Annotated in this window: 13 protein-coding genes; 9 read left to right on the top strand and 4 right to left on the bottom strand. The window is 44.6% G+C overall.

Translation table 11 applies throughout. The features are described 5' to 3' along the window. Positions 1 to 35 precede the first annotated feature (35 nt). The 4 genes from J7I42_RS22860 (at position 36) to J7I42_RS22845 (ending at position 2,037) form a co-directional block, all read left to right on the top strand. Positions 36 to 437: a DUF4878 domain-containing protein gene (locus J7I42_RS22860; RefSeq protein ID WP_209141198.1), complete on the top strand. Its 402-nt coding sequence runs from the start codon at positions 36 to 38 to the stop codon at positions 435 to 437. A 181-nt stretch (positions 438 to 618) separates the two neighbouring features. Next, the gene (locus J7I42_RS22855) at positions 619 to 1,167 is read left to right on the top strand and encodes an inorganic diphosphatase (protein WP_209141197.1); all 549 of its coding nucleotides are present in this window, start codon (positions 619 to 621) and stop codon (positions 1,165 to 1,167) included. 91 nt (positions 1,168 to 1,258) lie between these two features. Next, positions 1,259 to 1,456 (top strand): hypothetical protein, encoded by a 198-nt coding sequence (locus J7I42_RS22850; protein WP_209141196.1) that lies wholly within the window; start codon positions 1,259 to 1,261, stop codon positions 1,454 to 1,456. 89 nt (positions 1,457 to 1,545) lie between these two features. Then, positions 1,546 to 2,037, top strand: a complete 492-nt coding sequence (locus J7I42_RS22845) for a DinB family protein (protein ID WP_209141195.1) — start codon at positions 1,546 to 1,548, stop codon at positions 2,035 to 2,037. A 269-nt stretch (positions 2,038 to 2,306) separates the two neighbouring features. Here J7I42_RS22845 and J7I42_RS22840 read toward each other — a convergent pair whose 3' ends face one another. Continuing rightward, entirely contained in the window at positions 2,307 to 3,077 is a 771-nt protein-coding gene (locus J7I42_RS22840) for a C40 family peptidase (protein ID WP_209141194.1), read from the bottom strand. A gap of 406 nt (positions 3,078 to 3,483) precedes the next feature. Between J7I42_RS22840 and J7I42_RS22835 the strand changes: the two genes are divergently transcribed. Next, entirely contained in the window at positions 3,484 to 4,056 is a 573-nt protein-coding gene (locus tag J7I42_RS22835) for an RNA polymerase sigma factor (RefSeq protein WP_209141193.1), read from the top strand. Positions 4,057 to 4,095: 39 nt separating this feature from the next. After that, positions 4,096 to 4,461 (top strand): hypothetical protein, encoded by a 366-nt coding sequence (locus J7I42_RS22830; RefSeq protein ID WP_209141192.1) that lies wholly within the window; start codon positions 4,096 to 4,098, stop codon positions 4,459 to 4,461. Here the strand turns inward: J7I42_RS22830 and J7I42_RS22825 are convergent. Further along, complete coding sequence (locus J7I42_RS22825) at positions 4,455 to 4,931, bottom strand: nucleoside deaminase (protein ID WP_209141191.1); 477 nt, start codon at positions 4,929 to 4,931, stop codon at positions 4,455 to 4,457. The two genes, J7I42_RS22830 and J7I42_RS22825, sit on opposite strands and share 7 nt — an antisense overlap. 255 nt (positions 4,932 to 5,186) lie before the next feature. Between J7I42_RS22825 and J7I42_RS22820 the strand changes: the two genes are divergently transcribed. After that, positions 5,187 to 7,001, top strand: a complete 1,815-nt coding sequence (locus tag J7I42_RS22820) for a M61 family metallopeptidase (protein ID WP_209141190.1) — start codon at positions 5,187 to 5,189, stop codon at positions 6,999 to 7,001. A gap of 219 nt (positions 7,002 to 7,220) precedes the next feature. Here the strand turns inward: J7I42_RS22820 and J7I42_RS22815 are convergent, their stop codons facing one another. After that, positions 7,221 to 7,946 (bottom strand): copper homeostasis protein CutC, encoded by a 726-nt coding sequence (locus J7I42_RS22815; protein ID WP_209141189.1) that lies wholly within the window; start codon positions 7,944 to 7,946, stop codon positions 7,221 to 7,223. Positions 7,947 to 8,025: 79 nt separating this feature from the next. Continuing rightward, on the bottom strand, positions 8,026 to 9,057 hold the full coding sequence (locus tag J7I42_RS22810; protein ID WP_209141188.1) for a N(4)-(beta-N-acetylglucosaminyl)-L-asparaginase: 1,032 nt from the start codon (positions 9,055 to 9,057) through the stop codon (positions 8,026 to 8,028). A 172-nt stretch (positions 9,058 to 9,229) separates the two neighbouring features. Between J7I42_RS22810 and J7I42_RS22805 the strand changes: the two genes are divergently transcribed. Beyond that, positions 9,230 to 11,128: a CocE/NonD family hydrolase gene (locus J7I42_RS22805; RefSeq protein WP_209141187.1), complete on the top strand. Its 1,899-nt coding sequence runs from the start codon at positions 9,230 to 9,232 to the stop codon at positions 11,126 to 11,128. Between the two features lie 368 nt (positions 11,129 to 11,496). Continuing rightward, positions 11,497 to 13,074, top strand: coding sequence for a beta-N-acetylhexosaminidase (locus tag J7I42_RS22800; protein WP_209141186.1), 1,578 nt, complete (start codon positions 11,497 to 11,499; stop codon positions 13,072 to 13,074). Positions 13,075 to 13,087: the final 13 nt, after the last annotated feature.

Here is a 13,087-nt window from a genome sequence, read left to right as displayed (position 1 = left end):
GCATTTTTCCTTAGTTAGACCTATTTTTGTTGATTATGAAGAAATTAATTGGCCCTTTTTGCCTTTTGGCCACTTTATCCTGTAATTCAGGCGGCGAAGGATATAAAAAAGCCGAAAATGCACAGGATGCCGGCACCGAATTCATCCGGGCCTCACTGGATGGCGATTACGATAAAGCGGCATTTTATTTACTGAAGGATTCCACCAATAACTTGCTGTTCGAAAAGCAACAGGCGAATTACAAACAATTGAGTAGCAAAGAAAAAGACCAGTATAAAGCCGCTACCATCAGACCGGTTGCCATCTCCAATGACAACGATTCAACTGTTGAATATAAATACTACCATACCTCCAACCCGGCCGATACGACCACTTTACGCATCATTCGCCAGCAGGATACCTGGCTGGTAGACCTGAAGTCCGTAATAAAAATGTAACCCGGCGGACCATGACAGTAAATGTTGCTGATTGTTTTTTTATTAGTTTACTTTGCGCCCCTAACGAATACTATTGCATTATCCTAATATCCAACTCCGGTTTTAACCGGGACCATGCATGATTGTTACTTACCATATGAAGCAGAACTTATTTTAGATTTGCTTAAATTTTAAAAACAATATGATAACTGTTTCCCATCCCTGGCATGGCGTGCCTCCTGGTGATCAGGCTCCACGGATTGTAAATGCAGTCATTGAGATTCCGCAGGGGTCCAGGGCCAAGTATGAAATTGACAAGGAAAGCGGCTTATTAAAGCTGGACCGTATCATTTATTCTTCGTTCTATTATCCATGTAACTATGGATTTATTCCTCAAACTTACGGCGACGACAAAGATCCACTCGATATATTGGTAATTACTTCACAACCAGTACAGGCTATGTGTTTGATGGAAGCCAAGGTTATTGGTGTTATGCAAATGATCGACAACGGCGATGGCGACGACAAGATCATTGCTGTTGCTGCCAACGACCCCAGCGTAAGACACTATAACAACATTGAAGAAATACCCCCGCATTTCTTTGACGAATTACGCCACTTCTTTGAAGAGTATAAGACACTTGAAAATAAAAAAGTTGAAGTGAATGAATTCGGTGATAAAGCCAAAGCACTGGCCATTATCGAAGACGCCATGAAACTGTACAACGATACCTTCAAGAACAAGAAATAGTCCTTTTATAAAAACCGGAAGTAAGTTAAAAAGACCTGCTTCCGGTTTTTACTTTTAGCCACTACAGGCGCAGGGCATTTTACAGTGGGCAGTGAATGCCAACTATGCGTTTGAAAGTGTTACTACGCTCGATACCTGGGGCCGGTTACTATACAAAGTAGATAACAATGTAAAGAAGGCCATTAAACTGGAGGAGAAAGCTATTACACTCTTAAGATCGAAGGGGTATTCCACGAGGTTCCAGGATGAAGTGGTTGATAAAATGAGAAAAGGGACCTTGCTGGATTAATTTTAAAACATAGCCATTCTTTTTAATTCCTGCTGACATAGGGTTGTCACCAACCTGTGGTTACTTTGTATCAACAAAAACACCACGCTATGTTAATAATCCCAATGCTTTTAAAAGAAATGGAACAGGAAGCGGAAACCACGCGTAAAATGCTTTCCAGGATCCCCGACTCTACATTCGGCTGGAAGCCCCATGAAAAAAGCATGACCATTAAACAATTGGCTACCCATATAGCAGAATTACCGGGTTGGGTAAGCTTTGCGCTTACTACCAGTGAGCTTGATTTTGCCGCCAACCCCTACGAACCTGTCGACATCAACACTACGGCAGCATTACTGGAATTATTTGAAAAATCATATACCGATGGCAAATCGCAGCTGGAAAAATCCAAAGAGGAAGACCTGCTGCCTAACTGGACATTACGCAACGGCGAAGAAATCTATAGTGTATCTACAAAAGCAGAAGTGATCAGAATGTCGTTCTGCCAGATAGTGCACCACCGGGCGCAATTGGGCGTTTTCCTGCGGTTGTTGGATGTACCTATACCTGGCAGCTATGGACCTAGCGCTGATGAGATGTGAGATTTATAGGAAAAGGGAGTACGAAAAACAGATCCTACTGATTTTCGTACTCCTTTTCGTGAAACGTGAAAGTCCTATGATCATACTTTCTAAGTTTGTTTCAAGCCTCCATACCTTGTCAACCCAATAGCCCTGCCACTCCACCAATCCTATCAATTTTCTTCTCCCTTACCTGGTCAACTTCCTACCTCCTACTTCTTACTTCCTTTATCAACCCTATCACCCCTGTCAACCCTATCAACTTCTTTCTCGTAAACTGATCAACTATCTCAAAAATATCTCTTTATAATCCGCAGCTGATGCGTACGCACCCCCGTATCCACGTTCACAATCCCCGCATTATCGATCTTATCTATACGCACATTGCCCGAGGCGTGAATGATCTCGTGATCGTTCAACAAGATGCCCACATGCGTTATGCGCCCTTCGGCATTATCAAAGAACGCCAGATCGCCACAGCGTGCTTCCTGTAAAAAACCAACCACTTCACCCTGGGTAGCCTGTAAATACGCATCGCGTAACAGGGCAATATTAAAAAAGCGAAATACCAGTTGAGTGAACCCGCTGCAATCAATACCAAATACAGAGCGTCCGCCCCAAAGGTAAGGCGTATTCAATGCCTGTTCGGCCCGCTCCCTGATGGCAGCGCCCTCCGGCTTTACAGTAGCACTATTCCAGATAGCCGCATTACCAAAACCTATCTTTAATACCCCAGATAACTGTTTGGCATTTTCTGCATCCGGCACGGGTATGCCCATGGGCACATACGCCGGCACTTCATTAATGGTAATGGAATTGATCCAGTTTGAAGTGAACAAGGACGATTGACCGTTATTATTCCAGGTTTCGGTAATGGTCAACTGGCTACGCTGGCACCAACCTTCATACCCATCGTACAGACACTGCAGTTTTATAAAATCTTTTGTTTCTTCCAGGATAATCGCCGCTTCTGCCAATAATAACTGGCTGATCATTTCACTTTTATGCGCCGGCTCGGCCCGTAAGGGAGCTACCGGCACCCTGCATATAGCATATGCCATAAGATTGTAATGAGTTTGATAGCAAGGTAATGAAAAAAGGCAGTAGGCAATGGACAAAAGGCAATGGGCAATGGGCAATGGGAAATAGGCAGTGGGCAATGGGGTGTTATTAAGTTATTGGGTTATTTAGTTCAGATTTCAGAGTTCGGAGTTCCGAGGTCAAAGTTTAATAGTGGCGTTGCCGCGATGAGGTGTATTCATTGCCGATTCAGGATTGCCGACTGCCCTCGGTTCAGCAGAGGATTACGTGTATCGTCCTACTGTTTTTTTCTCTGCCCTCTGCCTTTTCCTATTGCCCTTTAGACATAATAAAATACCATTCTTATCGTTTAGGGGTGTCTTTCAGATTTTTATGGAATCTTGAACGATACGCATCTCAGTAATAAGAAAAACGCATTTTCGCATAGTGAAACAAGACCCTAATTCACATATCAGCGATCAGCAATTGCTAAACTCCTTTTATTCCAGTCGCGACAACCACTGGCTGGGGATATTATTGCAACGATACACCCTTCTGTTACTGGGGGTTTGCATGAAATACCTTAAGAATGAGGAAGAGGCTAAAGATTGTGTTCAGCAGGTATTTTTGAAAGCCATTACCGAATTGCATAAATACAAGGTAGAGTATTTTAAAAGCTGGCTGTACATGGTGGCCAAGAACCATTGTCTTATGAAGCTGCGCGACAAACAGGGGCGTACACCGGCAGAGATCAAGGAACAAATGGCCATTACCCCCGAAGACGATCCCGGAATGGCGCCACACCTGGAAAAAGACCGGCAACTGGAAATGATGGAGGAATGCCTGCAGGAACTGAATAAAGAACAAAAACAGTGCGTAACTTTGTTCTATCTGGAGAAAAGATCTTATAATGAAATTACCGACATTACAGGCTTTTCTCTCATGCAGGTAAAAAGCTATATACAGAACGGTAAACGCAATTTGAAGATCTTGTTGGAAAGGAGACTAAACCAATCTTAAAACCCCGGGTCTAATGATCGTACATGGACGACACATACAATGAACAACGATTTACTGAACATATTATCCAATAGTAACAAAGACATTGACAACCAGAAGTTGATGGATTACTTAAGCGGCAAGCTGAGTGACCAGGAAAAGCATGAAGTGGAAATGTGGATGGTCGACAACGACTTTGAGAATGAAGCCCTGGAAGGGCTGCAACAAATGAACAGCAATAAAAAGCTGGAAGGATATGTTGATCAGCTTAATAAGGAATTACGTCACTACATCAAGGAAAAGAAAAACCGCCGGGAAAAAAAACAGATCAACAATGGTTTTTGGGTGTATGTGACCATTGCATTTATTCTTATTATCACCGTTCTTGCCTACGTGGTCATTACCAGGTTCCTTCATCATCAATAAGTGATCTTATCGGGTTTATCATTCCATTCGTCAAATACCGTTACGGCATCTTCCCGCCCCAGGTTTACACATTCAATAATGCGATCATGTATAGGGGCAGTCAATTCAGTATAAATAAGTGAATCGTCGAAACCCGCGGCCGCAGCGTCGTGCCGGGTAGCGCCAAAATACACTTTCTTCGGGCGTGCCCAGTAAATAGCCCCCATGCACATTGGACAGGGTTCACAACTGGTATATATTTCGCAATCTGTCAATTGAAAAGTTTGCAGGTTTTTACAGGCATCGCGAATGGCCACTACTTCAGCATGCGCGGTAGGATCATTTGAGCTGGCCACGCTGTTACATCCCGTACCAACAATAGTATCGCCTTTTACAATAACACACCCAAATGGCCCGCCTACCCCTTTGTTCATACCCTTCCTGGCCAGGTCTACTGCAGCCTGCATAAAACGTAATTCACGTTCCGTCATAGTACACACATTTATACCAAATTTAATCAAAAAGACAGAATGGTGAGTGGTGAGTGCGTGAAACGTGAAACGTGAAAGGGTTCGCGATTGTTGAGTTTAATAATTACCTTGCGCCGCCATTGCCCATTGCCTTTCTCTTTGCCGTCTGCCGTCTGCCGTTTGCCTTTTGCCGTCTGCCGTCTGCCATAGCACAAACCTTTACAAAAGTAATTTTCCTGTAAATTGTAGCTTGATACTTACATTACAATAATGATTATGAAAAGAACATTCCTGATCCTGGCCGTACTTTGGTTTTCGCATACCTATGCCCAAAAGATCAATTATGCCGTATCATTTCCCAATATTGTTCACCACGAAGCCAACATCAGCATAACTGCAGCTGGCATCCCCGCCGGCAAAGCCACCTTTCGGATGAGCCGCTCCTCACCGGGCCGCTATGCCACGCATGAGTTTGGCAAAAATGTATACGAGGTAAAAGCATTCGACCAAAATGGCGCTCCCATTCCCATTACCCGCATCGATGGCGATGTATATGAAGTGCCTAAACAAAATGGCACCCTGCGGGTTGATTATACCGTGTACGCCGCCTCACCCGATGGCACCTACTCCGGTATTGACCCCGCGAGCATTCACCTTAACATTCCATCGGTATTTATGTGGATCAAAGGCTTCGACAAAGCTCCCATCTCAATTACCTTTAACATTCCCACCGATAAAAAATGGACAATCGCCACGCAGTTAAAACCAACTGAAGACCCGCTTACCTTTACGGCCCCCGGGTTACAATACTTTATGGATTGCCCTACCAAGATCGGTAACCTGCACTGGAAAGAATGGAGCATCAAAAACCCCGATGGCAAAAATTACCGGTTCAGACTGGCGCTGGAAGCGGAAACCACCGATACCCTGGCCGGTTCATTCGCCACTAAAATAAAACGCCTGGTTGAAGAAGAACAGGCTGTTTTTGGCGAGGTGCCTGCATATGACTTTGGCACCTACACCTTTATCGCCAGCATAAATCGTTACGTTGACGGCGATGGCATGGAACACCGCAATTCAACCATGATCAGTATTCCCACCGATTTTACAGGTAAAAATGAGCTGTTAGGCGTTTTTGCCCATGAATTCTTTCATAACTGGAATGTCGAACGCATTCGCCCAAAAACACTGGAACCCTTCAATTTTGAAAAAAGCAATATGAGCAATGAGCTGTGGTGTGCGGAAGGGTTTACACAATATTATGGAGAATTGTTATTATGCCGGGCGGGCTTAAAATCCATTGACGACCTGATGGGCTCCTTTAAAGCACTGATCTATACCAAGGAAAATACGGCAGGCGCTAAACGCTTTTCTCCCATTGAAGTGAGCCAGCATGCGGTGTTTGTAGACGCGGGCGTAGCCATTGACCGCACCAACTATCCCAACATGTACAGCTCGTATTATCCTTATGGCGGCGCCATTGCATTAGCGCTCGACCTGACCCTGCGCACCAAATTCCAGCTTACATTAGATGATTATATGACCGCTTTATGGAAACGCTTTGGCAAAACCGAGATCGCTTATACCGTACCGGCACTGGAAGAAGTGCTGGCGGATGTTACCCACGACAAAACCTTTGCCGCTGATTTCTTTACCCGTTATGTAAACGGACATGAATCGTTTGATTATGCCCCCTTACTGGAGAAAGCCGGTTTACGATTGAATAAATCAAATGCCGGTAAAGCCTGGTTGGGTCAGGTGCAATATGAAGAGAATGCTACCAGGATCAGTTCCAATACAGTTACTGGTACTCCATTGTACAATGCCGGTCTTGACTTTAATGATGTGATCATGCAGATAGATGGTAAACTCGTTGCCCGTCCTGCTGATATCAATGAGATCATCGCTACGCATAAGCCAGGTGATGTGATCAACGTTCAATACAAACATCGCAATGAAAATAAGATGGCCTCGCTTACCCTTGCAGAGAATCCAATGATCGCGATTAGTGCTTTGGAAGAGAGTGATACCTCTTTTACCAATGATATGAGATCGTTCCGTAAAAGCTGGCTGGGAACTAAGATCAAGTAGGGGCAATAGGCAATGGGCAATGGGGGAAAGGCAGACGGCAGACAGATCTTACTTAAACATGTCCATCTTTACCATTGCCGATTCACGATTGCCGATTGCCGGTTCATGATTGCCGACTCAACTACCACAAAAGCAACAGGCGACACTAATGTCATTTAGTATCGCCTGTTACTTTTTACAGCCTGCTCACCACTGCCTATTGCCCATTGCCTTTCGCTCTTACAAACTGATTGTATTTAATATTTCCATGATCTTTCTTAGTTCTTCTTCATTCGCTATGTACCAATTGGTAGCATCCAGAATGGCAGGGTTGCGAAAAGTAACCGGGTCTGCTGCCACCATTCTTGCCGAGGTATGAAACTCAGTGGCACCCGTGCCATTGATCAGCGTTTCAATATTGGTTGAACGCACACCGGCGCCGGGCATAATGATAATCCGGCCATCGGCCTGATCAACCAGTTTGGCCAGCAGCTCAATACCCTCAGGCGCAGCGGACCGTTGACCGCTGGTCAACACCCGTTCACACCCACAGGTTATAATATCTTCCAGCGCCTGCAACGGATCGGGTGTAGCATCAAAAACACGGTGACAGGTTACCCCCATGGGATAGGCCCACTCTACCATCCGCTTCAACCGCTCGGTATCTATTTCCCCGTTCCCTTTACTCACCCCGGTTGAAATACCATCGCAGCCCAGCTGTTTGCACATCAGGATATCCTGTTTTATGATAGCGAACTCCTCTTCATCAAAAAAGTAATTACCACCCCGGGGCCTGATGATCGGGTACAGGGAGATGCCGATCATTTCACGGGTTTGTTTTATAGTTCCATAAGAAGGCGTGGTGCCACCATCGGCCGGGTTTTCACATAACTCCACCCGTTTCGCCCCTACTTTTTCTGCAATTAAGGCTGACTGTAGGTTAAACGCACATACTTCTAATAACATACCGTATTGCTATTGTTTTAATTATTGCTTTTGTGACTTCACTTACATTTCCGGTCACCGGTTGCCAGTTTGTGGTTTGCTAATAAACGCTTTTCGCCGGGATCAGCTTCTCTTCTTTCCCTGTTTTTACGGCATACGTAAACCCTTTCTGCAACGCATATCCGCCATACTGCCCCTTTTTATTAACGGCAATGAAACCCACCTGCAGTGTTTTAGCTTTAGCCGGATTCCTGCTTATAATGCGTTCTACCGCTTTTTTACAGGCCGCTTCGGGTGCCAGGCCCTGCCGCATCAATTCCACCACCAGGTGCGATCCTACGATCCGGATCACTTCTTCCCCCACCCCCGTTGAGGTGGCAGCGCCAATTTCATTATCAACATACAACCCGGCGCCAATAATGGGCGAATCCCCTACCCGGCCATGCATTTTAAAAGCCATGCCACTGGTAGTGCAGGCACCGCTGAAATTGCCATTGGCATCCATGGCAATCATGCCAATGGTATCATGGTTATTGGGGCCGCCGGGCATATTTCCCTCATTTGCGGATTTATGCAACTTGTTTTCAATATTTATTACAGGCTCATATTTCGATGTTTTTAACCATTCCTTCCAGGCTTTTTCGCTTTGCGGCGTTAACAGGTTTTCTTTTTGAAAACCATTGGCCAGGGCAAATTGCAACGCCCCATCGCCCACCAACACCACATGCGGCGTTTTCTCCATAACCAGCCGGGCAACCGATATTGGGTGCATGATATGTTCCAGGCACATTACCGAACCACAGTTATACTGATCATCCATAATGCAGGCATCGAGGGTTACACGGCCATCGCGGTCAGGTAAACCACCATAGCCAACGGACTGATTATTGGGATCGGCTTCCGGGATCTTAACACCTGCTTCTACAGCATCCAGTGCCCGACCACCCTTGCCTAAAACAGTCCAGGCCTCGGCATTGGCTTCCTTTCCAAAATCCCAGGTAGAGATGACAATGGGTTCATTCTTTGTGGCAGGGTACAAGGTAGCTTCCGGCCGGGCCATAAGTTTTTTTCCGGCAAACAAACCCAAGGATCCCAGCAATGATGAATGCAGAAATTTTCTACGTGTTGACATGATAGTTAAAATTAATAAGTTATCCTGTTGAAAAGTTAACAGGGGAACAGTACCCTTTAAACCCCAATTACCTGTTTACCATTCAACACCTCAACCGGTCAAACCCGAATTATCGGGGCAGGCTTTGTCAACTTTTCAACTTACATTTAACCATCTAAATTAAGAGCTAAACATGAGAAAATTATTTCTTTTCATTACTGCCTTATTCCTTATTCATTTTGCAAATGCACAATACGAACAGGATTCGGCCTGGATACGCGATAACTTCATTAAAAAAGAAGTGATGATCCCCATGCGGGACGGCGTTAAATTATTTACCGCCTTATACATTCCCAAGGATGCCACAGAAAAGCATCCTTTTTTGTTGAGTAGAACACCCTACTCCTGTAATCCTTACGGAGAAGATAAATTTAACCCTGGCCTATGGTTTCGCTATCTCAAATATTATGCAAGAGAAAACTACATCTTCGTTTACCAGGATGTGCGCGGCCGCTGGGCAAGTGAGGGAACATTCGTGGATGTGCGTCCCTTTAACCCCAATAAAAAAACACCCCAGGATATAGATGAAGCCAGCGACACCTATGACACGATCGACTGGCTGATAAAAAACATCAGCAATAACAATGGCAATGTTGGCGTGATGGGTATTTCCTATCCCGGTTTTTATTCTACCATGGCCTCGCTCTGCGGTCATCCGGCATTAAAAGCGGTGAGCCCACAGGCTCCGGTTACCGACTGGTTTCAAGGTGACGACTTTCATCATAATGGCGCCTTTTTCCTAATGGATGGATGGTCATTTTACAGCAGTGGTTTTGGCAACCCCCATCCGGTCCCTGTAAAAGTGGGCCCCAGACAAACCATCAATATTCCTGACAATGACAATTATGGATCGTATTTGCGTTTAGGTGCTTTAAAGAACTTTATGAAGCTCACCGGCGATAGCCTGGCCTTCTGGAAAGACCTGTATGCGCATCCCAATTATGACGACTGGTGGAAAGCCCGCAACGTGCGGAATTTTGCAGACAATGTACCTACAGGTACCGCAACTATGGTGGTAGGTGGTCTGTTTGATGCAGAAGATTGTTTTGGTGCATGGAGAACTTATGAGGCCATTGAGAAAAAAGCAAAAAACACCAACCGCCTGGTAATGGGTCCCTGGTTCCATGGTCAATGGGCATCACCAGATGGCACCCGAATGGGCAAGGTTCGTTTTGGTTCTAACACCAGTATCTGGTACCAGAACAATATTGAAATACCCTTCTTTAATTATTACCTGAAAGGCAAAGGCGATATTTCAAAACTGCCAGAAGCTTCTATATTCTTCAGCGGTGCCAATGAATGGAAACAATTTGAGACCTGGCCACCTGCTGACAAAAAAGATGAACCCATTTACCTGCAGGCCGATGGAAAACTGGGTTGGGAAAAACCCACCACCAAAGGCAGCTTTTCAGAATATGTAAGTGACCCTGCGCATCCGGTACCTTATACAGAAGATATACATTTTATCCGCACCCGTGATTACATGACCGATGACCAGCGATTTGCCAGTCGCCGCACTGATGTATTGACCTTTCAAACAGAAATCCTGAATAACGATCTTACACTGGCAGGCACTGTGGTAGCTGATCTGCTCACCAGCATTTCAACCACCGATGCTGACTTTGTAGTAAAGGTGATAGATGTATTCCCCGATGATTTTAAATATACTGGTAACTACGTCAATCAAAGCCGCGACGCAGGCGGCCCACATCCTATGGGTGGTTACCAAATGCTGGTGCGTGGCGAGATCATGCGCGGCCGTTTTCGCAAAAGCTTTACTATACCGGAAGCATTTAAACCCAACAAAGTTGAACAGGTAAAATTTGAATTACCCGATGTAGCGCATACTTTCAAAAAAGGACACCGGCTGATGATCCAGATCCAAAGCAGCTGGTTTCCGCTGGTTGATCGCAACCCGCAAAAATTTGTAAATATTTACGAATGCAATGACAGCGATTTCCAGAAAGCGGCTATAAAGATCTATCATGATGGAACTAACAGTAGTAATATAGTATTACCTGTATTGAAATAACTTTTTAGTTGACAAGAAGCTGACCTGTAAGCATTAAAAAAAAAATGATCCGCCAGCTGGCGGATCATTTTTTTTTTAATAGTTCGAGACCCAATGACGAATCCGCCAAAGGCGGACAGGCTTTTACAGGTCATCCTCTTTGTAATCATCAGCCACAACATACTCAACTGCCTCGCCTCAATAACAATTTGCTCAACTAGCATTTCCCTCGTATATTGCGGACTCTCAGGATCAATAGAAATCGCAGTGCAACATCTCAACACTTAATACCAGGCTGCCCCTACAGCTAGGTGTACTTTCATTTTTCTTTATAAAATATCCGGTTTTGACACTTTTAGTGACAAATCGAGTAAACATTTTTACCAATTATGAAAAAAGTTTGGTTTATTGCCACTATGCTCCTGTCCATGCACCTACATGCTCAGGTAAACATCATTCCCCAACCTGCAGAGCTGAAAATGCCGGAAACTGCGGGTACGTTTGTAATTACGGCCAAAACGCCGATCATCTTAGCAGGCGATGGTCTTCAAAATTCAGCCTACTTTTTGAATGATTATCTGAAACAGGTGTATGGCTTTACTTTACCCATCAAAAAGAAAGCAGGCAAGGAGCCTGGTATTCACCTGAATTTCGAAAAGATCGAATATCCTATTGCCGGTGCTTATAATATGGAAGTAAACGACAAAGGCGTTTTCATCGGCGGTGATAATGAAACGGGTACCTTTTATGGCGTTCAAACCCTGTTGCAGTTGTTACCAACAGAAAAATCATCTTCCTTAGCAGTATCATACCTCAGCATAAAAGACTTCCCACGTTTTCAATACCGTGGATTGCATTTGGATGTAAGCCGTCACTTCTTTCCCATTCCCTTTGTAAAACGTTATATTGATTATATCGCTTTGCATAAAATGAATTACTTCCACTGGCATTTAACAGATGACCAGGGCTGGCGTATTGAAATAAAAAAATATCCCAACCTTACTAAAGTAGGCGCCTGGCGCAATGGTACCATTATTGGCCACCACCCTGGTACCGGTAACGACAGCATTCATTATGGCGGTTTCTATACCCAAAAAGAAGTTAAGGAAATAGTGGAGTATGCAGCCAAACGCTATATTACCGTGCTGCCTGAAATTGAAATGCCTGGTCATGCTTCCGCAGCCCTGACTGCTTACGCTAACCTGGGTTGTACCGGCGGTCCTTACCAGGTACAACAAACATGGGGTGTATTCAACGATGTATTCTGTGCCGGCAACGACACGGTGTTTACTTTTTTACAGGATGTACTGGATGAAGTGATGCCTTTATTCCCTTCTAAATATGTACATATCGGTGGTGATGAATGCCCAAAAGAGAGCTGGAAAAAATGTCCTAAATGCCAGAAAAGAATGGCCGATAACAACCTGAAAAATGAGCATGAGCTGCAAAGCTATTTTATCCAGCGCATGGAAAAATACATCAACAGCAAAGGCAAGACCATCATTGGCTGGGATGAAATACTGGAAGGTGGCCTGGCCCCCAATGCCGTTGTAATGAGCTGGCGTGGTGAAAAAGGTGGTATTGAAGCTGCCAAACAGAACCACGATGTTATTATGACACCCACGGGTTATGTTTACCTGGATTATTCACAGGCAAAGAAAGAAGATTCTTTGACCATTGGCGGTTATGTGCCCGTTAACAAGATCTATAGTTACGAACCGGTATCGGCTGAATTAAGCGAAGCGGAAGGCAAACACATTCTGGGCGCCCAGGCCAATTTATGGACGGAATATGTAACCAATCCTAAAAAAGTTGAGTATATGATCTTTCCGCGCGTAAGTGCATTGAGCGAAGTATTATGGAGCCCTGCAACAAAACGCAACTGGAATGATTTTGAAACCCGCTTGCAAACACAATGCAAACGATATACTTTATGGGGGACCAACTATAATAAAACGTTTGAGTAGTAAAACAACCGAT

Source organism: Niastella soli (assembly GCF_017742245.1).
In the GTDB taxonomy this organism is placed as follows: Bacteria; Bacteroidota; Bacteroidia; order Chitinophagales; family Chitinophagaceae; genus Niastella; species Niastella soli.
Note: the sequence above shows the minus strand (reverse complement) of the source record. Positions and strands in the feature narration are given on the sequence as shown.